This window comes from Mycobacterium sp. JS623 (assembly GCF_000328565.1).
Classification (GTDB): domain Bacteria; phylum Actinomycetota; class Actinomycetes; order Mycobacteriales; family Mycobacteriaceae; genus Mycobacterium.
On sequence record NC_019957.1, the window covers coordinates 142,076 to 164,867 of the forward strand.

22 protein-coding genes are annotated in these 22,792 nt (G+C 62.7%); 3 read left to right on the plus strand and 19 right to left on the minus strand.

Features of this window, described 5'->3' with window-relative positions; genetic code table 11:
- Position 1: 1 nt before the first annotated feature.
- The 8 genes from MYCSM_RS31905 to MYCSM_RS37485 form a co-directional block, all read right to left on the minus strand.
- Positions 2-1,138: a virulence factor Mce family protein gene (locus MYCSM_RS31905; RefSeq protein ID WP_015297643.1), complete on the minus strand. Its 1,137-nt coding sequence runs from the start codon at positions 1,136-1,138 to the stop codon at positions 2-4.
- The gene (locus tag MYCSM_RS31910) at positions 1,135-2,475 is read right to left on the minus strand and encodes an MCE family protein (RefSeq protein WP_015297644.1); all 1,341 of its coding nucleotides are present in this window, start codon (positions 2,473-2,475) and stop codon (positions 1,135-1,137) included. The genes MYCSM_RS31905 and MYCSM_RS31910 overlap by 4 nt, the downstream gene beginning before the upstream one ends.
- Entirely contained in the window at positions 2,472-3,833 is a 1,362-nt protein-coding gene (locus MYCSM_RS31915; protein ID WP_015297645.1) for an MCE family protein, read from the minus strand. The genes MYCSM_RS31910 and MYCSM_RS31915 overlap by 4 nt, the downstream gene beginning before the upstream one ends.
- Complete coding sequence (locus MYCSM_RS31920; protein WP_015297646.1) at positions 3,830-4,858, minus strand: MCE family protein; 1,029 nt, start codon at positions 4,856-4,858, stop codon at positions 3,830-3,832. Before MYCSM_RS31920 ends, MYCSM_RS31915 begins: the two co-directional genes overlap by 4 nt.
- Positions 4,859-4,917: 59 nt before the next feature.
- A complete protein-coding gene (locus MYCSM_RS31925; protein ID WP_083906454.1) occupies positions 4,918-6,297 on the minus strand; it encodes an MCE family protein in 1,380 nt (459 codons plus the stop codon).
- 70 nt (positions 6,298-6,367) lie between these two features.
- Positions 6,368-7,225, minus strand: a complete 858-nt coding sequence (locus MYCSM_RS31930; RefSeq protein WP_015297648.1) for an ABC transporter permease — start codon at positions 7,223-7,225, stop codon at positions 6,368-6,370.
- Positions 7,222-8,058 (minus strand): MlaE family ABC transporter permease, encoded by an 837-nt coding sequence (locus tag MYCSM_RS31935; RefSeq protein ID WP_157681563.1) that lies wholly within the window; start codon positions 8,056-8,058, stop codon positions 7,222-7,224. The genes MYCSM_RS31930 and MYCSM_RS31935 overlap by 4 nt, the downstream gene beginning before the upstream one ends.
- Positions 8,059-8,191: 133 nt before the next feature.
- Entirely contained in the window at positions 8,192-8,353 is a 162-nt protein-coding gene (locus MYCSM_RS37485; RefSeq protein WP_015297650.1) for a hypothetical protein, read from the minus strand.
- A 311-nt stretch (positions 8,354-8,664) separates the two neighbouring features.
- Here MYCSM_RS37485 and MYCSM_RS31940 point away from each other — a divergent pair, with 311 nt between their 5' ends.
- Both MYCSM_RS31940 and MYCSM_RS38785 read left to right on the plus strand, forming a co-directional pair.
- Positions 8,665-9,054, plus strand: coding sequence for a helix-turn-helix domain-containing protein (locus tag MYCSM_RS31940; protein WP_015297651.1), 390 nt, complete (start codon positions 8,665-8,667; stop codon positions 9,052-9,054).
- A gap of 76 nt (positions 9,055-9,130) precedes the next feature.
- Positions 9,131-9,262: a hypothetical protein gene (locus MYCSM_RS38785; RefSeq protein WP_257720772.1), complete on the plus strand. Its 132-nt coding sequence runs from the start codon at positions 9,131-9,133 to the stop codon at positions 9,260-9,262.
- A gap of 339 nt (positions 9,263-9,601) precedes the next feature.
- On the opposite strand, the gene MYCSM_RS31945 is transcribed toward MYCSM_RS38785, so the two are convergent.
- The 6 genes from MYCSM_RS31945 to MYCSM_RS31970 form a co-directional block, all read right to left on the minus strand.
- Positions 9,602-10,222, minus strand: a complete 621-nt coding sequence (locus MYCSM_RS31945; protein ID WP_015297653.1) for an MBL fold metallo-hydrolase — start codon at positions 10,220-10,222, stop codon at positions 9,602-9,604.
- Entirely contained in the window at positions 10,219-11,304 is a 1,086-nt protein-coding gene (locus tag MYCSM_RS31950; RefSeq protein WP_041315863.1) for an S-(hydroxymethyl)mycothiol dehydrogenase, read from the minus strand. The genes MYCSM_RS31945 and MYCSM_RS31950 overlap by 4 nt, the downstream gene beginning before the upstream one ends.
- A gap of 248 nt (positions 11,305-11,552) precedes the next feature.
- Positions 11,553-11,918 carry an oxidoreductase C-terminal domain-containing protein gene (locus MYCSM_RS31955; RefSeq protein ID WP_041315737.1) on the minus strand — a complete coding sequence of 122 codons (366 nt, stop codon included), beginning with the start codon at positions 11,916-11,918 and terminating at the stop codon, positions 11,553-11,555.
- Between the two features lie 227 nt (positions 11,919-12,145).
- Positions 12,146-13,894 carry a CocE/NonD family hydrolase gene (locus MYCSM_RS31960; protein WP_198345144.1) on the minus strand — a complete coding sequence of 583 codons (1,749 nt, stop codon included), beginning with the start codon at positions 13,892-13,894 and terminating at the stop codon, positions 12,146-12,148.
- A 78-nt stretch (positions 13,895-13,972) separates the two neighbouring features.
- A complete protein-coding gene (locus MYCSM_RS31965) occupies positions 13,973-14,737 on the minus strand; it encodes an SDR family NAD(P)-dependent oxidoreductase (RefSeq protein ID WP_015297656.1) in 765 nt (254 codons plus the stop codon).
- Between the two features lie 13 nt (positions 14,738-14,750).
- On the minus strand, positions 14,751-15,161 hold the full coding sequence (locus MYCSM_RS31970) for a nuclear transport factor 2 family protein (protein ID WP_015297657.1): 411 nt from the start codon (positions 15,159-15,161) through the stop codon (positions 14,751-14,753).
- A gap of 338 nt (positions 15,162-15,499) precedes the next feature.
- On the opposite strand from MYCSM_RS31970, the gene MYCSM_RS31975 reads away from it, so the two are divergent.
- Complete coding sequence (locus MYCSM_RS31975) at positions 15,500-17,008, plus strand: FAD-dependent monooxygenase (RefSeq protein ID WP_015297658.1); 1,509 nt, start codon at positions 15,500-15,502, stop codon at positions 17,006-17,008.
- A gap of 34 nt (positions 17,009-17,042) precedes the next feature.
- On the opposite strand, the gene MYCSM_RS31980 is transcribed toward MYCSM_RS31975, so the two are convergent.
- The 5 genes from MYCSM_RS31980 to MYCSM_RS32000 form a co-directional block, all read right to left on the minus strand.
- Positions 17,043-17,930, minus strand: a complete 888-nt coding sequence (locus MYCSM_RS31980; protein WP_015297659.1) for a dioxygenase family protein — start codon at positions 17,928-17,930, stop codon at positions 17,043-17,045.
- On the minus strand, positions 17,927-18,979 hold the full coding sequence (locus MYCSM_RS31985; protein ID WP_015297660.1) for a maleylacetate reductase: 1,053 nt from the start codon (positions 18,977-18,979) through the stop codon (positions 17,927-17,929). The genes MYCSM_RS31980 and MYCSM_RS31985 overlap by 4 nt, the downstream gene beginning before the upstream one ends.
- A gap of 129 nt (positions 18,980-19,108) precedes the next feature.
- Complete coding sequence (locus tag MYCSM_RS31990; protein ID WP_232425884.1) at positions 19,109-20,680, minus strand: class I adenylate-forming enzyme family protein; 1,572 nt, start codon at positions 20,678-20,680, stop codon at positions 19,109-19,111.
- 63 nt (positions 20,681-20,743) lie between these two features.
- Positions 20,744-21,694 carry an AraC family transcriptional regulator gene (locus MYCSM_RS31995; protein WP_041315740.1) on the minus strand — a complete coding sequence of 317 codons (951 nt, stop codon included), beginning with the start codon at positions 21,692-21,694 and terminating at the stop codon, positions 20,744-20,746.
- A gap of 169 nt (positions 21,695-21,863) precedes the next feature.
- On the minus strand, positions 21,864-22,790 hold the full coding sequence (locus MYCSM_RS32000) for an alpha/beta hydrolase (RefSeq protein ID WP_015297664.1): 927 nt from the start codon (positions 22,788-22,790) through the stop codon (positions 21,864-21,866).
- Positions 22,791-22,792 lie beyond the last annotated feature (2 nt).

The window sequence follows — 22,792 nt, forward strand, 5'->3', positions numbered from 1 at the left end:
GTTAGGGCCCCTGATCGTGGCGGTAAGGCGCGAGCAGCGGGTTGCCCGCGGTGTAGGGGCTCGGCAGCACGCCGATAGTGCGGCCCCACTGCATCTCCAGTTCGGTCAGGTCGCCTTCGAACCGGGTGCCGGTGAAGAAGGAGGAGTCGAGCCGACTCAGGGTGAGATCGACGACGAGCGTGATGTTGGCATAGTCCCCGCGGAACCACTTGGTCAACGTGTCTTTGGGGAATGGGTAGGTGCTGAATAGCCCCAACGATCGGGTCAACGACTTTCCGGCGTTGGCCAACGATTCGAGAACGGGGCCAAGGTTTTTGAGTTCCTGAACAAGTGGCTGCTTGGTCTGGTTGACCGAGTCGGCAGCCAAAGCGCTGAACTTGCCGAGCTGGTCGACCGCCTCGATGAGGTTGTCCCGCTCACCATTGAGCACGGCCAGCGCGTCGGGGATCGTGTCAAAGGCTTTGTCGATGACCGGCTTTTGGGCCGCGAACTTCCCCGCCAGCCGGTTGATGCTGTCGGTGGCCGCGATGATGTCGTCGGTTTGCGTGTTGACTCGGCCAATAAACGTGTCCAGTTGAACGAGCAGGCTTCGCAGGTCATCTTCACGGCCACCGAACGCAGTTGTCAGCGCCTTGGTGATGTCTTGTACTTGACCTAGTCCGCCGCCGTTTAACAGCATCGAGGCGGCTGCCAGGGTCTGCTCGGTCGAGGGGTACGTGCCTTCGGACGACAAGGGGATCAGCGATCCCTCGTGCAGTTTGCCCGCTGGTGGTGCGTCTGCCGGGGGCACCAGTTCGGTGTGCAATGAGCCCAGAATGCTGGTTTGACCGATCCTCGCGGTCGAGTTGGCCGGTAGGTCGACGTCGCCGTTGAGCCGCATGGTCACCAAGGCATGCCAGCCCTGACGTTCGATTTTGGTGACAGTGCCGACGGTCACGTCGCCCACGCGCACCCGTGAATTCGGCTGAATGTTGTTCACATCGGGCATTTGCGCCTGTATCGAGAATGACCCAGGCCCACGGCCTTGCGTACCCGGCAGCGGTAACGAGTTCAGCCCACGCCATCCGCATCCGGACAATCCAACGGTGGCCACGACCAACACGATCACCGCCGCGGCCCATCGACGTGTGGTGTTCACGATCCTCCCCCGTGCGGCACCATGATGCCCGGCAGCCCTGCGGCCGGATCGGTTTGCTGCGCCTGCGTCGCCACGGGCGCGGTATCTGCGGGCAGCGGCGCCTCAGCGGGCAGCGGCGGGCCTGCGGGTGGTGGTGCGGCTGCCGGCGGGTTGGGTTGCGGCGGAATGTAATCCGGGCGCATCCAGTCCTCGCTGTAGGTCACCTCATTGGGCCTGGCCATCGGTCCCACGAACGGGTTGAGACCGATCGGCAAGAAGTTGTACTGGCGGTTCTTGACGATTGGGGCCAGGTATTGCACGCACAGTTTCGCCGACTGCTCGGCACCCAAGCGCGACGCCGCCTGAACGGCCCCGCAGAGGAAGGTGATCGGATCGCTGAAGTTGTTGATCGCCGCCGCCCCGCTGAGGGTGCCCTGAGCAGGTTGATAGATGTTCACCACATTGGCGGCTGTGGTGGGCGCGGTGTGCAGTACTTGTTGGATGTCATCGAGGCTTTCGGTCAAGGTTTGCGAGACCGACGTCAATTTGTCCGACGTTGTGCCTAGCGTTTCGCGGTTCTCGGCGACGAAGTCCCTGACTTCTCCCACGACGTCGTTGAGGTTCTTCACTGCGTCGGCGACCTCACCGGGGTCATTGGCGAGTAGTCCAGTGACCGATGCCAGGTTCTGGTTGAGCTGACGGATCAGATCGGTGCTGTCCTGCAGCGCCGAGACCAGCGTTGCCAGGTTTTTCACCGAGGTGAATGTGTCGCCGCTGTGGTCGCCCAGCGCCGAAATCGCTTGGGACAGGCGAGCGATTGCGTCCCTGATGCTCGGGCCCTGACCGCGCAGATTGTCCGCGGCGGTGTTGACGAGCTCACCCAGCGTGCTCACGCCGCCGGGCTGGGTGGGCTGCAGCGTCGCGGCCAGTTTCTCGAGTTGTCCGCGGAAGTCGTCCCACTCAACGGGTACCGCGGTGCGATTTTGTGGGATGACGGCGTTGTCGGGCAGGGTCGGGCCTCCCTGGTAGGGCGGCGTCAGCTGAAGGGCGCGAGAGGTCACCAGGGTTGGTGACAGGATCACCGCTTTGGCGTCGGCAGGTACCGGATATTTGTCGTCTACCCAGAAAGTGATTTTCGCCCGGGTGGGTTCGGGTTCGATGGCATCGATTTTGCCGACGTCGACCCCGCGGATGCGCACGTCGTCACCGACGAACACGCCATTGCTGTTGTCGAAATAGGCGACTGCGTGAATACGGCTCGCTTTCCGCGTCAGCGAGATGCCCACCGCTGTCGCGCAGGCGATCACGGCGACAAGCACGGCCGCCAGGGCGAGTCGAAGCAGACGTGATCGAGTCATCGGTCACCCTCCGCGGCTGGTGCAGGCGTGGGCGCCGGTTCACCCGGCGCTGGCACATAGACAGGCGTCGGCGCGGGTTGTTGAAGATGGTCTTGGCCGGGCGGCAGGGCCGGCGGGCCAGGCGGCGGGCCGCCCGGCGGAGGCGCCGGCAGCGGCTCTCGGTACGGATAGCACCCAGTAGGACCGGGTAACGGCAAGCCCGGCGGACCGCACCCCTGATCGCCAGGCTTTCCGGTGATGGCGTCGGGCAGGGTCAGGTTCGGTTCACCGCCTTGGCCCGTGCGTGGATAGGGCACCGGCAGCGCGGGAGTACCGGGCTGTCCAATCTGCGGATCGGTGCGCTGGGAGGGCAGCAGAACGTGCGGATCCAAGCCAAGGTCGGAGAATGCCGCGTCGATGAATGGCTGCACGAACTGGCCGGGTAGCAGGTTAGCGACGTACGCCTTGAAGAACGGTCCGGAGGAAACCGCTTCTCCGAACGACATCACGTAAGAGCTCAGGCCTTTGATGGATTTTTGGACCTCAGCCTTTCGGTTGTCGATCGTGGCCAGGACGCCGTTGAGCTTGTCCAGTGCGGGCTTGAGCGTCGCCCGATTCTCACCGATGAAGCCGCGGATCTGTTGGGCCAGCGAGGAGATGTTGCCCGAGATCTGGTCGAGCGCGGCGCTTTGGTTACGCAGGGCGGCCAGGAGGGCGTTGCTGTCGTGAATCAATTGCACTATCCGGTCGGAGCGCTCGGCAAGCACAGTGGTCGCCTTGCTGGCATTGGCCAGCAGGTTTCGCAGCTCCGTGTCACGTTCGTTGAGGGTCTCCGAGAACCGGGAGACACCCTCGACAGCCAGTTTCAGTTGCGGCGGGGTGTCTTGCAATGTCTGGGACAGCGTCTTCAGCGAATCGGAGAGTTGGTTGGTGTTCAGGCCGCTGATCGTGGCCGACAAATCGCCGACAGCATCAGGAAGCTGATACGGCGAGACAGTGCGTTGCAGCGGGATTGGGCCCGACAGGTGGCCTTCGCCGCGAGGGTTGATCGACAGCACCTTGTTCCCGAGCAGGGCGATCGTTTTGATCGCCGCCTCGGTGCGCTCACCCAAGCGGATGTCGTCGGCGACGGTGAAAGTCACGAGCACACCCTGCGGTTCGAGTGTGATGCCTTTGACCTGGCCCGCGTCGAAACCCGAAACCTGCACGGGCGCACCCGTTGTGAGGCCCCCGGCTTCCTCGAAGTATGCCGAGTAGGTGTCGCCGGTATTGATAAACGGGAGTCGGTTGAAGTTCAAGGTGCCCAGGGTGATCGCGCCGATAGCTACTACAGCGACGACGCCGATGACGATGGGATTGCGTTCACGGAAGGGCCTCATTGGGGAGTGCACCGTCCCGTATCCTGGCCGGCCATCTTGATGAACACCGGTTGGCCGCCCTTCCCGTTGACCTTGAGCACGAGGTCACAGAGGTAGAAGCTGAAGAAGTCGCCGCCGAGTGCTTGGCGGCCCAGCACGCGGTAGGCGTCGGGAAGTGTCTTGAGCAGATTGTCGAAGTAGTCGTGGTCGGCGAGCACATTGCCGGCGGTGCGGTCGGTTTCTGTCACCGTCTTCTGCAGCGCAGGCCTGGCCTGGGACAGCAAGTCGGCAACCGAGCCGGCGGCCTCGTTGGCATAGGCCACTGCGGTGCTGATGTCGTGTTTGCGACCTTCGAGGCCGTGGACCAGTTCCGACAACGAGTCGACTGCGGTACCCAGTTTGTCACTGTGATCGCCTAGCGACCCGAGCACTGTGTTGAGGTTGACCACAACCTGGCCAATCAGCGCGTCGCGGTCGGCCAGAGTGTTGGTCAGAGCCGCGGTCTGGGTCAAGATGGACCCGATCGTGGCGCCTTGCCCCTGAAAGGCCGCTATCAGTTGTCCGCTAAGCGCGTTGACCTGGTCGGGGTCCAGGGCGCGAAACAGCGGCCGAAAACCCCCGATCAGCGCTTCAAGATCCAGCGCCGGCGCGGTGCGGTCCACCGGGATGGTAGCTCCGACAGGCAGTTTTTTAATTCCCCCGGCACCTTCCTCCAACGCCATATAGCGGCCGCCGATCAGATCGTCATACCGGATCACCGCCCTGGTGCCCTCGGTCATGACAACCGAATCATCGGCGGTGAAGCTGACCATCGCGGTCGCGTCGTCGCGGATCTTGATGCTCTGGACCTTGCCGACCTCCACGCCGGCAATGCGGACGAAGTTGCCGGATTTCAAACCGCTGACATTGGTGAAGATCGCGTTGTACACCTGCGCTTGCTCGAAACGCAGCTGCCCGAAAACAATGACGAGTGCTGCGGCTCCCAGCAGGCACACCACAACGAACGCCGACAGGCGCCATATTGTGCTGAAAAGGTTTCCCGGCAAGATGATTCACCTTTCGCGGCCGTTGTGGGCTGGAGTACGTGTCATGAGTGCGGTTTGGATCACGGCGGGGGCGCAGATACCGGTCCGGCCGGCGGCGGCGCTGTTGCCACGGGATCGGCTGACACTGAATCGGTTTGGGTGGGCGGGCGCCCCCCGTCCGCTGGTGGGGCCGGAGCCGGGGGGACGCCCGGGTACAGGGGGGTGCCGTCGGGCCCATACTGCGGGGCACCGTAGGGCGGGGCGCCCGGATAAGGAATCGGGCCGGGCGCCGGTCCACCGGGGTAACGAATGCTCGGCGGCTCGGGTACTGCACGCGTGACCGGCAGATAGTCGGCCCAGCCGGGGAATCCGATCCCAGGATTGGGCCGGACGTCTAGGCCGGTGCCGAATCCGGTATTGGCGACCAGGTAACGCACCGGCCAGTTCTTCGCGACATCGGGCAGCGAGCCGCACCCGGGCTTGCCGCCGGGGCCGCCTTTAGCCGCGACGACGGGAAGATTGTCGGGATAACGATAGGGGTCGTCACCGAACAGCAATGCGGCGTCCATGATCAGCGATTTGCCGTTAGCGCCACCGCTGATCGCGGAGTGATCGGGGAGCGCCCGGTCGGCGCCGGTGAGCACACATGTCAGTTCCGGGTTGTATTTCATCAGCAAGTTGGTGGTGGGTTCGAGCAGATTGACAGCCTTGACCAGGTTGTCCTTGCTGGGGCCGAGCACGTCGATGCCGCTGCGGGACAGGCCAATCACCCCGAGCAGCAGGGCGTCGAGCTGTTTGGCTTGAGCAGTGATCGTCGTGCTGGTACTGCTGGCCGCTGACAACGTGTCGATGATGTTCTGCGCGGCACCGTCGTAGACATCGGCGACGTCTTTGATCGCACGCCAGTCGGCCTGCAGGGTGTCAGTTCGTGAGTTCAGCGCCAGCAGAACCTCGTTGGAGTCCGTGATCGATTCACCGATGTGCTCGCCTTGCCCGCGCACCCCATCGGCGACGGCCGTGAGGACGGCGTTGAGTTTGGCCGGGTCGATCTGTTTGATCAGTGCAACCAGATTCTGAAAAACGGTGTTGACTTCGATGGCGACGTTTTGTGACTGCAATACAGCGCCGGCCGCCAGCCGTTTGGCGCTGGGGTCGCTCGGGTAGATCAGATCAACGAACTTCGACCCGAACAACGATGTCGAATTGATGCGGGCTTCGACGTTGGCAGGAATGTGGTCGATCTGGTCGGGCTCAATGAGCAGACGAAGGCTCACGGTGTTGGTGTTGACGGAAACAGTGGCGACGCGGCCGACCTGGATTCCACGCATCTTCACTTTCGCGTAGGGCTCCATGACCAGGCCGGAACGGTCCGAGGTCAGCGTTACCGGCACCGTCGGGGAGAAATCGCGGTTGAAGGCACCGATGCACACCGCCACCGCGGCGACGATGACGGCGACCATCAGGAAAGCCAGCCATTCCGATGAGATGCGCGGCGAACCCGCTGTTCTGTGTCGCTTGAAGATCACGCTGCTATCCCGAAAAGTTGAAGTTGCCGGTCTGGCCGTAGAGGGCCAGGGTGACGAACAGAATGACGAAACCCGCTGCGACCAATGATGTTCGGGTCGCACGACCGACGGCCCTCCCGACCCCTGCGGGTCCTCCGGTGGCGGTGTAGCCGTAGTAGGTGTGCACCAGCATGATCACGACTGCCAACACCAGTACCGTGGCGAATGACCGGAAGACGTCGCCCGGGACCAAAAAGGTTCGGAAGTAGTGGTCATACACACCGACCGACTGGCCGTACAGCGCTGTGGTCCCGAACCGGGCCGCAAAGTACGCCATCAGCAGGGCGATGCAATACAGCGGAACGACCACGATCGTCCCGGCGAGCACGCGCGTCGAGGCCAGGTAGGCCACCGAACGGACGCCCATCACTTCCAGTGCATCGATCTCCTCGTTGATCCGCATGGCGCCCAGTTGCGCGGTGGCGCCGGCCCCCAGGGTGGCGGCGAACGCGATGACGGCGGTGCCCAGGCTGATCAGTCTGGTGACGAGAAACGCCGAGCCGAACCCTGTCAGGGCTTCCACCCCGACCTGAGAGAACTGGGGGTATACCTGGGCCGCAATGATCGCGCCGGTCGACATGTTCAAAAACGACACCACCGCCACGGTGCCGCCGATGATCGCAAGAGCTCCAGTGCCCAGGCTCATCACGGCGACCTGGCGGAGAAACTCGGCCCGGTAATGCACGACCACATCCACCACTGATCCCAGAGTCTGGCCGTAGAAGCGGCCTTGATCGCCAACCTGGCGCCACCCCGCTCGAACCCTTCGCGCCGAGCCGACGACGCGGGGAAACCGTTGGGCCATCACCCTAGTCGCGCTCATTTCTTCAGCTCGAAACCGATGGCAGTGACGACGAGGTTGATGACGAACAAAAACACGAAGGAGAACACCACCGTTTCGTTGACCGCGTTGCCGACAGCGGCCGGGCCGCGGGTCACCGACGTGCCCTGGTAGCAGGCGATCAGTCCGGCTGTCAGACCGAACAGCGTCGCCTTGACCATCGACACCACCACGTCCCACAACCCGGTGATCAGTGTCATGCTGGCCACGTAGGACCCCGCGGCCACGTGCTGGAAGAACACCGCGAAAAAGAAGCCACCTGTGAGGCCGGTCAGCGTGACGAGCGACGAAAGCAACAGCGCGACCACAGTGGCCGCCAGCACACGCGGCACCAAAAGCGCTTGCACAGGGTCGATTCCCATTACCCGCATCGCGTCGAGCTCCTCCCGAATCGTGCGGGCACCCAGATCGGCGCACATCGCAGAGGCCCCGGCGCCGGCAACGACCAGCACGGTGACAAACGGCCCGATCTGATTGACCGCAGCAAGCGCGGCACCGGTGCCCGAGAAGTCAGCCGCGCCGAACTCCATGATCAGCACGTTGAGTTCGAACACCGAAATGACCACGTAGGGGATCGACAGCATCAGCGCAGGCAGCAGAGACACTCGCGCGATGAACAGAGCTTGATCCAACAACTCGCGCCACGCCAAGGGCGGCTTGAACATCGCCACCAAGATGTCCAGCGCCAGCGCGAAAAACTCACCGATCCCCCGTACAGGCTTCAGCGGTGCCGCCTGCGACCACGGCACGGCCTGCGTGTGGTCGCGGCTGTCACCCTTGCGGGCGAGTCCAGAATCCTCGACGTCGACCGTCATGCCGAGTCCACCCATTCTTGATGCTCAGCACGATCAGGCGAGACCAACCGACCGAAGACGACGCGCTCGATATAGCCATCTAGGTCTCTTTTCATTTCTGCGACACTGCACACGTTCGCGGGATTTATTCGTACTAGGCGGCTGCGGGTACAGGGATGACCATAGGTCGGAACGAACGAACCGAGCGGGCAGCGAGCCATTCGCGCCAGTTGCCGAACTGATGGACCACGGTGACGGCGACCGGGATGAACAGTGGGGACAGCACCATCAGGAAAATGACGATCGGGAACAACATGGCTTTCTCACATTCTCCGCGGAGCGGATTGGTCGGATGTCTGGTCGGTGGGAACTCATCGCTGAATTCGTGTCAGGAACTTATGGCCAAAGGACGCCTGGTGGGCCTCGGTTGCCGATGCTATCGGCGGCATCTGCGACCCGGATGTCCCGAAATCGCAGCGAAATAACCACGGATCGCCGCGAAGTTTCATAGAGGATCGAGCACGCGGTGACGCTAAGTGGGCGGGATGGAACCAACGTCCCCTTCGGTTCCTTGAGTTCGGTCGCAATTGCGGTTTCTGTACAGGGTTTTCTTTCACGGTTCGCAGGATGGCGGCCGAGGACGATCTGGTCTGGATGCAGGCCGAGGCGCGCGGTGTTGCATGCCAGATTCTGGACGTTCTCAAGAACGCCATGGAGCCGATGACCGCGCGGCACATCGGCGAGATGGCCGGCCTGGACCGCACAGTGGCGTACAGGTTCTTGTGCAGCCTGCGGTCCGGCGGGCTCGCCCGCGAGGCCGGTGACAAGTGGCAACTCGACGTCGGTGCGCTGGACATGAGGTTCGCGTACTGGAACGGCTTGCTGTTCCCATCGCAAGCAAACCTCATGTGTGGTGAAAATGCTGTTCCTTCGTGCGGTGCGAGGGAGCGGACGCATGCGCGGCAGCTCGGGAGCAGGGACACAATGGGTCAAGATCCAGAACGCGAGGGTCAGTGATGGTCGACGAACGAAAACGACAGACATCGTCGACCTGTGGCGCAGAAGATGCCCCGGCGATCGCGACCCGTCGTGTATGGCCGCACATGACGATGAGTCCGCGTACGACTACTTCAAACAGTCGTCGCCCAACTTCGTGGACTACTTCCTTGAACCCAGCGTTGCGGGGTTCACCGGTTACGACCGTCAGGATTACAGCCTCGCCTGAGATCGCACAGGCTTGACGGGCACCAACATTCAAGTCATCTCGTCCATCATCAGCGCCGGCAACGCACTGATGTCAACGATCGACAGGCAGAGCGGGCAGGTGACGAAGATCCACGACTGTCGGGTGAGTACACAGAGATCACAGCGTCCTTTGAGGGCCGCAACCTCGGGACCAGCATGCCGACGCGGCCGCCGTCGAGCTGAGCACGCGCCGCGTCACTCCAGATCGGCCTAAGCAGCCCTCGCTGCCGCAGATGTCAACGAATGCCAGGAGTTTCGGCAGCGGCGTCGGCGATTCCCAGCGGACGCAGTTGGCGTCTGTGCGGGGGCACGAAGAGGTTTAGTGTCCGCGTTTGACCCAGTCGTCGTAGTGCACGAGTTCGCCGCCGATGGTGGTGGTGTCGCCGTGGCCGGTGTAGACGACGGTTTCGTCGGGCAGGGTGCCCAGGCGGTCGGAGATCGACTCCAGGATGGTGGTAAAGCTGGAGTAGGAGCGCCCGGTGGCGCCGGGTCCGCCCTGGAACAGGGTGTCGCCGGACACGACGACGCCCAGGGCGGGGGCCGACCAGCACATCGAGCCCGGTGAATGGCCGGGGGTGTGCAGGGCATGCAGCTCGATACCACTCGCGGTGAGCACCAGACCGTCCTCGACACGGTGAAAGTCCTTGTCGGGGTGGATTTCTCGCCACAGCATCTCATCGGCCGGGTGCAGGAACACCGGCGCGTCGAGGGTTGCGCTTAGTTCGGGGGCGACGGTGATGTGGTCGTTGTGCCCGTGGGTACAGATCACCGCGACGACGTTGCGGCCTCCGACGGCCTCGATGATCGGCGCGGCGGTGTGGGCGGCGTCGAATACGATGACCTCCTCGTCGCCCCCGACGAGCCAGATATTGTTGTCGACGTCCCAGGTGCCGCCGTCCAGACTGAACGTGCCGGAGGTGACGACGCGTTGCACGCTCACAGGACGACGACCGATCGCAGCACCTCACCGACGTGCATCTTGTGGAAGGCGTCCTCGATCGCGTCCAGGCCGATGCGTTCGGAGACGAATTTCTGCAGCGGTAGCCGGCCCTGGCGGTAGAGCGAGATGAGGGTGGGGAAGTCGCGTTCGGGCAGGCAGTCGCCGTACCACGAGGACTTCAGCGCGCCACCGCGGGAGAAGAAGTCCACCAAAGGTAGCTGCAACTGCATATCGGGTGTCGGTACCCCCACCAGGACAACGGTTCCCGCGAGATCCCTTGCGTAGAAGGCTTGTTCGTAGGTGGCGGGCCGACCGACGGCATCGATGACAACGTCGGCGCCGAAACCGTCGGTCAGGTCTTGAATCGACTTCACCACATCAGCGTGGGCTGCATTCACCACGTGCGTGGCACCGAATTCCCGCGCGAGGGCGAGTTTTCGGTCATCAAGGTCGACGGCGATGATGGTCCGCGCTCCCGCCAGTGCGGCACCGGCGATCGCGGCATCCCCCACCCCGCCGCAGCCGATGACGGCCACCGTGTCATCACGACCGACTGCGCCGGTGTTGATCGCCGCCCCCAGCCCGGCCATCACCCCACAGCCCAGCAGCCCGGCTACCGCCGGGTCGGCCTCGGGATCGACTTTGGTGCACTGGCCCTGATGCACCAGCGTTTTGTCGGCGAACGCGCCGATGCCCAAGGCAGGGGTGAGTTCGGTGCCGTCGGTCAGCGTCATCTTCTGCGTGGCGTTGAAGGTGTCGAAGCACAGATGCGGGCGACCGCGCTTGCAGGCCCGGCATTCACCGCATACCGCGCGCCAGTTCAGGATCACGAAATCGCCGGGCGCCACATGGGTGACGCCCTCGCCGACGGACTCCACCGTGCCGGCGGCCTCATGACCCAGCAGGAACGGATATTCGTCGTTGATCCCGCCCTCACGGTAGGTCAGATCGGTATGACACACCCCGCATGCGATGATGTCGACCACCACCTCACCCGGACCCGGATCCGGAATGACGATGTCGACCAACTCGACGGGCTGCTTCTTCGACCGCGAAATCACACCGCGCACAGTCTGACTCATGAGCTCCTCTTCCTTCATTACGTTGCCACTGACACGGATTCAGCAGATGGCGACGAAAGCGTGGCCTCGCCATCGGCGGCGTCTTCCCAGACCGCGAGGCTTCCCGTCGCAGTCCCGAGATTTAATCTGCCGCGGAGCTACCGTTTGCTTACGTCCGCCCCCGGGCACCCGCATCATGGGACTCATCTCGTCGTGACCGGGGTGTACACCGATATGGGGTTCGACGCCTTCACTTTCGCTGCTGACAGTCACATCAGCCCCGAGACCCGCGAGAAGGTTGGATCGGTTGCGGCGGCGAGGTCGAGTGCATCATTCCAGCTCTGACCTCGCTCCAGCAGCTTGCGATAGCCGCGCAACGACTTCACGCATCCGCAGGAGACAGCGGCGTGAAACTCACCATCGGCTCCATACAGCACGAGGTACTGGTCCTCATCGAGGGCGCCTTCGGCCACGACGGCGTCGTCGCCGGGACGCACCCGACCGTAGCTGTGGAATCGTCGCCCGTACTGTTCGGTCCAGAAGTACGGCGCACGTGAGTACGGCGCACTCAATCCCCCGGCCACGTTCAAGCCGACGTGGCGACCGTGTTCGATGGCGTGAGTCCAATGCTCCACCCGCACGGTTTGCCGTCGAGATGAGCGTTGGCGACGACGGCGGGGTCGGTGATAGTCATTTCCTGTCCCTTTAGCAAGTGGGGCGAGCGCAGTGCGCGCGATGAGTCGACGGTGCGAGAACTGGCAAACGACCGATCATGGGGTCTCTATTCTTCGGTCGTAGGTCTGTTGGTTCGAGAACCGAGCCGGCCCTTCAGCGGACTCGGATCGCGAAGCCATCTCCGGCGTCAGCGCGGGTTGTCCAGCACCGGTACACGCAGGTACGAAAGGTGCTCTGGGCCGGTATGGATGACGTGGGTCCCTCGGTTTTCTGCATGCGGATTCGCCGCAGCCAAGCGACCTCCGAGCACAAGCGGGTTCGTTGGCCCGTGGACGTCCACACCCGTACCGCGGATGTTCCATCCGGCAACGGTGAGCCGCAGCTGCTGTCCCGCCGCGACGTAGTACCCGCGAGGAGTTAGCCCGATGTCGACGGGGACGATCTCTCCGGGATTGAGTTTCCTGCGGTTGCGGAAAGTGTGGACCGGGAGGAACTCGGTCGAGAGCTCCTGATCCAGTTCACGAAGCGACGCCCGGAGTCGACCCGGTGCGCCGGGAGGCGAGACGGGATAGGTGTCGGCGATGTCCGGGTGCGGGGCAAGGAGGTTACCGTCAGCGTCGAGCTTCTCCACGAGCACGAACAGGTCGAGGTCGTCGGCACCTTGGGCCTCCACCCACAAGCGCACGGAAATGTACCCGAAAAGAGTCGTGTCCTGATCGAATTTGACCGTGAACGCGGTCGACCCGTCGACGCCGGGATAGCTCACTGACGACACGGCTGCCGGAGCACTCGTCGACAGGGATTCGGTGCCGGCATCCAGATACAGCTTTTCGTAACGCGTCTCAGCTGCCGGCCACCGGGCATACGGTACGTCGACGAAGTCCTCACCGCCGGCGTTGATGATGCACGCCCGCACCCGCGGGGTCTGCTCCCATCCGTTCTCGATGTTCTTGAGATAGCGGTCGAAGAACCGCGATACGTCGTTCTGGTAAACGTCGGCGTACTGGTCTATCCATTCCTGAGTGTTGTTGATCCGCAACCATTTCCGGGTCGATCCCAACCGTCGGAATGCCTCCGGTCCTCCCATGGAGTGCAGCCCGGTCACGCCGTCCACAACGACATAGGCAGGGACGGTGACGTCAGAAAGGTCGGGGGTCTTGTCTTCCCAATACTCGTTCATCAACGGCTCGCAGACGCTCATGGCGCCGATCTGCTCTGTGGAACTCGATTCCCCGGGAAGAATGCCGTTGATGAAGTCGAAGAATCCGGGGTCCGGGATTCCTCCCCACACCATATGAGTGCGATAGATGTCGTATATGCCGTTCCAGGGCGCAATCGCGGCGAGGTGCGGAGGTCTGGTGGCTGCGATACCCCACTGCGACATCGCCAGCCATGATGCGCCGTACAGCGCCACCTTGCCGTTGCTCCATGACTGCTCGGCGGCCCACTCAATAACGTCGTAACCGTCGTGGGAATCCACGGAACCCCAGTAGTGGATGTCTCCGCCGGACTTGCCCGCGCCTCGAACGTCGGGATTGACAAGTGCATATCCCTTGTCCAGCCAGAAAGCCCCGTCGGCTCCCTCGAACTTCCCCAGTCCTGAAAAGTTCTCCGGTAGCACCCCACTCGGCGGCGGTGTAGGCAACGACTTCCCGTATGAGCTCCAGCTCACGATGGCCGGCAGGTCCTCATCCTGATCTGCCGGGCGCAGCACGTCGGTGTAGATGACGACGCCGTCGCGCAGCGTGATCGGAATGTCTTGCTCCCAAACCACGTCACACGTCAACGGCTTGCCGCCCTCGATGAGCACCGACCCTGCTTCGAGAAACGTCGTTTCCGCACCGACCCGATAACCCTCTGGCAACGGTGTCGACGGGCGGAACTCCACTTTCCACTCCGCCGGATAGGCTGACCGCCTGCAATCCGTAGTCGTCAAGGTTCCTGCTTTCTGTTTCTTCGAGGCCAACTTCTTCCTCGCATTTCGGCCACGTTTTGTCGTTGCCCGTAGGCTCGGTCAGCCGAACATCAACATCCCGCCATTGACGCTGATGCTCTGTCCCGTCAAGTAGCTCGATTGCTCGCTGGCAAGAAAGACGACCACGTCGCCGACTTCGCGCGGCGTGCCCATGCGTTGCAGTGGGATCGTGGCGACAGTGGCGTCGATCATGGCGCGTCCGTCTGGTGTGGACCGGGCGAGGTCGATCATCGGGGTCTCGATGATTCCCGGGGTGATGACGTTGACTCTGATGCCGGCCGGCGCGAGTTCCTTGGCAAGGCTCTTGCTGATCGAGTTCACCGCGCCCTTGGCTCCGGCATAGACAGCGATGCCCGGCTCGCCGAATCGGGCTGAGTCCGATCCAATGTTGACGATCGCGCCGCCACCGGCACGTTGCATCCGTGGAACACAAGCCTTCACTCCGTTGAGGACACCTTTGAAGTCAACGTCGAGAAGGTGATCCCAGTCGGCCGGATCGCTGTCCATGAAAGGGCCTGGGGGTATCACGACGCCGGCATTGTTGACGAGGACGTCGATGGTTCCCCACACCTGCTCGACGTCCTGGACGACAGCCTCGAACGCCGCGAAATCGGTGACGTCGAGTTCCCAGCTTCGCGCGGTACCGGCTGCGGCTGTGATGTCATCGGCCAGCTTCTTTGCTGGGCCGGGAACAATATCCAGAATGGCCACTTTCGCGCCTTCGCGCGCCAGACAGGATGCAATTCCGGCGCCGATACCTTGTCCGCCGCCGGTTACCAGGGCGACTTTATCCTTCAGTAGCACAACGATTCTCCACTCAGATCATGTCGTTGCCGTTGGCCGTGTACGCAGGGATGCGCTGGTAGATATCCCAATGCTCCACCAACTTCCCATTCTCGACACGGAAGATGTCCATGAACACGTGCCGCAGAGAGGCCGGGTCGACCGGGTCAGGCTCGTCGGACCAATGGAACCCCGTCGTCTCGGCCTGCATCCAGACCAGATCGTCCTCGGCCGCCATCCTGCGAACCGTGAAAGAAAAGCCTTTACACAAACCGGCAGTGCGACCGAACTCAAGGAACCCCTCTCGTCCGTTCACCAGACGAGGATTGTGCTGCTTGTACTTCTCGGCATCGCAATACTTGTCGAATGCTGCCTCGGGCCCGTCGCTGAGGAGCGTGTCCACGAATCCTTGCACCAGCTTCTTATTCTCCTCGGGAGTTGTCACGGTGTTGTCTCGCCTTTCATCTGTTGCGTTGCCCGCTCGTGAGCGGAGTCACAGGTGGGCCTCGGTTGCCCGATGCTATCGGCAGCATGTGGGACCCGGAAGTCCCGAAATCGCAGCGCAATAACCACGGATCGCAGCGGAGTTTCGTAGCGGATCGAACACGCGGTGTTGATGCCGACAGACGCGCGATTGTCGGATAGACCTAGGCGAACAGGGGACGTTTGGTTCCATCCCGCCCACTTAGTGTCACCACTAACGGGAGGCCAATCCCTGACCACCGCACCACGCCCTAGAAAGAACGGCAGAGGGTGCGGCTCAGCGCAGCAAGGAGAACCGCAGTGGCAGATGTAGACGTCGTGGTCGTTGGTGGAGGTCCATCGGGGATGACGGTTGCCGCTGAAGTCGCCCGTACTGGAGCGAAAGTACTGATTATCGAGAAGCGGACTGTCGCACCCGTTCCGCGAGCCGGCACGGTTTTGCCCAGGCCGCTCGAACTCTTCGATGCTCGCGGCATTGCGGAGCGCTTCATCCGACGGACCTGCGAGCAGAATCCGCACCCATTCCAGACCTGGCATATCTGGGCGGGTATGCATCCGGTGGACTGGACTGACCGAGATTCCCGATTCGGATTCACCCTTTTCTTGTCACAGCATGAGTCCGAAGCGATCTTGCGGGAATGGGCGAAGGAAGTCGGTGTCGACACGGCCTTCGAATCCAAAGTCGAATCGGTGGTCGATCACGGTGGCCATGTCGAGGTCGTGTGGGGCTCCGCCGATGGCCGGCAACACACGACGAGTGCACGTTACGTCGTCGGGGCGGACGGTGGCCGCGGAGTCGTGCGCGACGCGGCCGGCATCGGGTATGCGAGCCGCCCGCAGTCCTTCACGGGGGTCATCGCGACTGCCGAACTCGAATTCCCCTGGGATGGGGGAATGAAGGTGGCTCACAACGTTCGCGGCTGGGTGGCAGCCTATCCCTTTGGTCCCGGGCTGACTCGTTTCACCATGGTTCATGCGGAGCGTCGGTCGGCGCGCCAGGACGAAGCCGTGACGGCCGAGGAGGTGGGTATGTGCGCCAGCGAGATCCTCGGCGAGGAGGTCCTCATTCCGGGCCTTGCCGCGGCCAGCAGGTATGGAGACGCGCAGCACCTTGCCGACAATTTCCGCAAGGGGCGCGTCTTCCTCGTAGGTGAGGCTGCGCGAATCCATTATCCCGCAAGCGGTGTCGGCATGAACTACTGCATTCAAGACGCCTTTAATCTCGGCTGGAAGTTGGGCGCCGTCATCAACGGGCAAGCGGCAGAGTGCTTGCTCGATTCCTATGAGTCTGAGCGCCGTCCGATCTGCGAGGACCTTCTCCGTAGCGTGGACTCGCAAGTGGCGATTCAGTTCGACTTCAGCCCGCAGGGCCTGGCGTTCAAGGACCGGTTCGAGAAGCACATGTTGACGGCGTCGGAGGTCACCGCTCAGCTGTGGCGCGAATTGAACGGTCTCGAACGCCCATATCCCTCACCGGACGGAAGCCACCCCGCAGTGGGGTTGCCTGCGCCGGACTTCGATTTCTTTCTTCGCGACGGATCGAGTGTGCGCCTCTACGAGGTACTGCGGGAGACGCCGTTCGTCGTTCTCGACCTGAGTGGCACCGGCATGCTGCGAGGTCTCGACCTGGGACGTCTTCCAGCGCTCACCATCGAGGGTCATCCGGTTCACACGCCACGCATTCTTCGGGGCACGAGCGCGTTGATCATCCGGCCCGACACCTACGTGGCTTGGGCGACAACCGCTTTGGACTGCGAGCACGAGGATGTTCGGGTTGCGCTGCGACGAAGTCTGGCATTCATCGATTGATTCACCGATTCGTCGGTGTGGGCGGGTTATTGCCTCAATCGTCGGTCGGCGCAAGCACAATGTCGAACTGCACTCGTGACCAAGGCTGACGGCTGAGGTCTCTGCCGTCGGGCGCCGGTGTCCCGGCCGGCATTTCCACGAAATCCTTCATCAGGGAATCGCGGACCCCGAAGACGCTATCGGAATCCAACAGCGAATCCCCGGTTGGGAAGATGTGCGTCACCAAACGCCGTTTCCCCGGCGCGGTCACCATGAAGTGCAGGTGCGGAGCGCGCATGGGACTTCGCCCGGTCGCATCCAACATGCGGCCGACCGGACCGTCGTGCGGGATCGGATACGGCGTCGGCGTGACTGCCCAGAACGCGTACCGACCGTCGGAGTCGCTGAACAGGTGTGCGCGCGCCGCAGTTCTATCGTCGTCGTATTGCACGTCGTAGAGTCCGTCGGCGTCGGCCTCCCACACATCGATTCGTGCCGCTGCGATCGGCACTCCGGCCGTGTCGGTTACCGTGCCCTCAACCCAGCAGGGCTGTCCGCTGGCCCCGAACGCGATGTCGTCACCAAGCGCCACCTCCGGGCTGCCCTCCACGAAGAACGGGCCGAAGACAGTAGCCTCGGTGGCGCTTTCGTCGGCCTCATGATTGATCGTGACGACCTGCATGGAGGCGCCAAGGGTGTCCGACAGCAAGATGAATTCTTGCCGTTTGTCGTCGGTGATGTGGCCGACCGCGGTGAGAAATTCGATTGCCTTCGTCCACTCTTCCTGGGTCAGGCGCACTTCGATCAGCAATGCGTGTAAATGTCGCACTGTGGCGTGCATGAGTTCCTTGAGGCGGGGACTCCGACAATCATCGAATGAGCGCAGTACCCGTTCGATGAGAGCCTGTTCGCGAACCCGTTGTTCGGAAGAGGTTTCGGTCATGGGTGAGCTCCTTCCCAAGCAGCGTGCAGGAGCGCGCCGATGTTGTCGACGGTGGCTGGCGTGGGGTTTGTGGACGGGACGACAGGCAGAATGGCGTTGACGGCGTCGGGTAGGTCCTCTTCGGCCAACCCGTAATCGCGCAAACGTCGCGGTGCGTCTACGGCGACCCGTAGGGCCTGCAGGCCCTCGAGCGCTGATGCCGAGCCAAATGCAGTGGCGAGTCGCGCTTGCGCATCCGGGGCATTAGGCATGTTGAGGGCGACGACGTAGGGCAGCACGACGGCGTGGGTTTGTGCGTGGGGGAGGTTGTAGCGGCCGCCTAGAACGTGGCAGATCTTGTGATGAATGCCGGCGCCCGCCGAGCTGAACGCCACTGCTGCCAAATACGCGCCGTAGAGAACCTGCTCGCGACTCGACAAGTCGGTCGGGTCTTTGGCCATTCGCGCCAGACCTGTGTTGAGCGCGCGGGCCCCTTCTGTCGCCAGAACCGTGTTGATGGGATCTGCGCGCGGTGCCCATAGGGAGTCGACGCAGTGCGCCAAGGCGTTCAGTCCGGAAGCGACGGCCATGTCTTTCGGAAGGGTTGACGTCAGAGTTGCGTCGTAGACAACCGATCGCGGCAACACGCGTGGGTCGCTACCGGTGGTTTTGGTCCTTCCTTCAGTAAGCCCCCACACATCTGTGGCCTCGCTGCCGGCGTACGTGGTAGGAACGGCGATCACCGGCAGACCGCTGGTAAGAGCGATGGCCTTGGCCAGGCCGGTGGTGGAACCACCGCCCACAGATACGATCGCATCGACCCGGTGGGCCGCAGCCGCTTCCCGTGCCCGATTCGCTGTCTCAACTGGTACGTGCATCGCCACCTCATCGTGAAGGTGGGCTACGGGAATGCCGGCGGTTATCCGGCCGGCCAGCTCGGCGTTCGCGGGCCCAGCGACCACCATGCATCGCCTGGCGCCGAGCCGTTCGACCTCAGCCGCGATACCTGTCGCCGCCTGGCCCGACGCAAAGACGACCCGTTGGGCAAGGGTGTCATGCGTGAAGCGCACGTTTCAACCTCCGGGTCCTGGTCAGCGGCACATTCTGTCAGCTGGTGACTTTAAGCGGGGATCATCGCGACGAGAGTCCACGGTTCGCCGGGCGGTGTCCGTGGATCGCCGTTCTTCTTTGCCTCGTCTTCAGGAGGCGGTGTTGAAGACTTCGATGAGCTTGCGTCGCATGATCTTGCCGCTGGAGGTCTTAGGTAGGTCGTCCACGAACCGGACCATTCGGGGCCGCTTGTACGGAGCCAGGTGATGTGCCGAGAACGTGATCAGATCGTCTTCAGCAATCGTGGCTCCGCTGGTGCGTACGACGTAGGCGCACGCCAACTCACCCTTGATCGAGTCTGGGACAGCCCCAACTGCCACCATCGCCACGTCGGGGTGAGCGCTGAGTACCCGCTCGATCTCGGCCGGATAAACGTTGTAACCGCCGGTGATGATCAAGTCTTTGAGCCGGTCGACGATGAACAGGTAACCCGCGTCGTCCATGTGCGCCACATCACCTGTCGAAAGCCAACCTTCCGCGTCGAGCGCCTCATCGGTGGCCTGGGGATTGCCGAGGTAGGCCAGCATCACGATCGGTCCTCGGATCTGAAGTTCACCGGCTTCGCCGGGCTTCGCGTTCTTGGTCGAGTCGCTCAAGGAACGAATACGTGCCTCAACTCCAGGGAGGGGAATGCCGATAGACCCGCGCGGCCCGCGCATATGCAAGGGATGGGTCGCGCCGAGGCCTGACAGTTCGGTCATCCCCCACAGCTCGATCAGTGGCGCATTGGAACGCTGCTCCCACTTATCGATGGTCGTCGTTGAGACCGTCTGGCCGCCGACGGTGCATCGCGTCAACGATCCCAGGTTGGCGTCACCGATCGCCGGGTCGGCAAGCATCGCTGCATACATCGCCGGGACGCCTTCGAACATCGTTGCACCATGCTCGCCAATGAGACGTAACGCCTCCGACGGCGAGAAACGCTCCATCAAAACGACGGTGCCACCGACCATCCAAGTCGAGTTGATCACGACGTTGCCGTACACGTGGGGAGCCGGCAGCGCCGTCAACACCACATCCCGACTTGTGCGGCCGTGCATCGTGGCGGTCAAACCGCAGTTACGCAGGACCGCTTCGTGGCTCTGCACAGCGCCCTTCGGATGCCCGGTCGTGCCCGAGGTGTAGCCAATCGAGCACGGCTCGTCCGGCTTCGGCGAAAAAAACGGTGCGGGGTTCGTCTCGTCTAACAGTTCCTGGAACGGAACGGCACCTGACGTAGGCGGCCCGAACGTAAAGACTTTGCATTCGTGAGGGAGGTTAGCGACGACGTCGACAACTGCAGCCACCTGACTCTCTCCGACGAAGATCCCGGCGGCGCGACAATCCTTCAAGACGTACTCGACCTCGTCCGGAATGAGCATGACATTGACGGGGTTGACCACCGCACCCGACTTGAGGATTCCGTGGTAGGCGACGAGCCATTCCCACCGGTTCTGGGCATAAAGGGAGACAACCTGACCGGGCCGGATTCCGCGCGCGTGGAGGGCTGCGGCAACGCTGCTGCTAGCCGCATCAAGCTCGGCAAATGTCATTGTTCGGGCGGCAGTTACGAGGGCGACCTTCTGCTGGTACTGCGCGGCGATACCAGTCAGAATCTCGCCTGGACCATTCATCGTGGTGTACATATCCGTTCGTGTCTTGGTGCGGGAAGGAGAATCCATGTGCCTGAACGCATTTCACAGCGCGGCGCTGGACAAAGTGCCGCACTCAAGTTGTCGTTGTGCCTAACGTCGGGTACGCCTCAACGTTTCCACCGGAAGTTCACCGAAGACATCGCGATAACACTGAGCGAAACGACCAAGGTGCTGAAATCCCCAGTGGTTCGCGGTCCGCCTGACCGTCGTAGCTGCAGGATCCGCCAGCTGCAGGTCTCGGTGGGCACGGTGCAGTCGAGTGCGGCGTAGGTAGGCCATGGGGGATGTGTCCAGATGATTACGGAACCCTTGTTCGAGGGTTCGCACGCTGGCGTGGACCTTGCCGGCCAGCTCACCGACGGTACTGATCGACATGGGATCCGCTTCGATCAGCTCCTGGGCTGTCCGAACAGGTCCCAAGGGTGCGGGCCTGGCCGGTTCGTGAATGATTCCGGAGTAGTTGTTCGGTTGCGACATCAGCAGTGAGGTGGTGATGAGTTCGCCGAGCATGGCGCTGGCCCTCGGGTTCGTGGCCAGTGCGGTAGGTTCGAAAAGCTCTGCCTCGAGCAGGTGAAGGGCCCTTCGGAAGGAAGCGGTCTGCGCCGTCCCAAGATCACATCCCGGGTCGAAGCGGATCGGCTCGCGCAGCGGTCTCTCGATCAGTTGGATGAGTCCGCGCTCAAGGTACTGGGTCTCGATACGCAGAGACACGAGTTCGGTGTCAGCGCCCCATTCCTCGAAATAGGTTGCCTCATACGGATACAGCACGGCGCCCTGGGTGCCAGTCACCCGTTGAACGCCGTGGGTGGTGGCGACGTGTAGCCCACCGGTAAGCGCGAAGCAGACGACGTAGCAGGACGGCGGTAGGGCAGTAACGCGAACGTCGGTACCAAACCGTATGTGTCCGAACGTGATACCTGGTACCGACGCCACATGCATGCGAAGGCCGAAGTCCCGGGGCGCACCGTATACGTCGAGGTTCGACGGGGCGTATGCCTGGGAGATGGCATGCAGTGCTGCATCGGGATTCGAGATGGTCATATTACTGACCATCAGCTGGGTTCCACCAGAACTCGCATCCTGCAAACGATTCACGTTGCCTCCTCTTGAGAAACCAGGAACCGATTGGTCGGCTTGAACTGGCCACCTGCCTTCGTCACCGATGGGTGTGCACCGGCTCGGTTGACTGTGTCGAAATCTGGATACCGCATCAGGCCTCCACCGCGATCGCGGTCTCAAGCCGTTCGGCAACCCATACACCTGCTGCAGCGATTGACCGGTCGGCCTCCGGGGCACGGCCCGCCATGAATTGAAAAACGTGTTGCTGGCCCGGTTCTACCTCGAACGTGACGTCTACTCCTTGGCTGCGTGCCCTCTTGGCGAACCTCTCGCCGTTGTCCAGTAAGGCTTCGTCGCTGCCTGCCGTGAGGTAGACGGGAGGGAAGCCGCTGAGGTCGGAGTGCAGAGGATTCGCGCGCGGATCGCTCGGTGACACGTCTTGACCTAAGTAGGTCATTGCCATTTCCTCGACCAGAGGTCGCTGGACGAGTGCATCTTTCTCGCAGTTCGTGGACAGGGTCGGGCCGTCGCACTCGAGATCGAACCAGGGAGAGAATCCGATGATCGCCGCTGGCAGCGGGGTCCCGGCATCTCGCAGTCGTACCGTGGCTGAAATCGCCAGACACGCGCCCGCGGAGTCGCCAGCGAAAGCGATGCGCGACGGACTGAGGCCTTTGTCAATCAGCCAGCTGAAGGCGTGCTGAACATCGTCGATCTGCGCCGGATACGTGTGCTCGGGAGCGCGCCGGTAATCGAGTAGGAGCACACGGCAACCGGCGGCCTTGGCCAGATGGCCCGCCAGTTTGCGGTGGCTGTGAACGCTTTGGACCACGAATCCGCCGCCGTGGAAGTAGACGACGACCCGATCGTGCTTCGCCCGTTCGGGGATACACCAGATCGCCGGCCGGTCACCCGCTCTGACTTCGTCGTAGGAAACCCCGGTGGGCTCGGCGGCGACGACGTGGACGAGGTCTAACAGCGCGCGGTTCAGAGCGAGATCCAGGTTCGGCTCGCCCGACAGTATCGCAACGGTCCCTTGGTAGTGCTCCTTCAAAGCTTCGGACTCCTTGCTCCGCATAA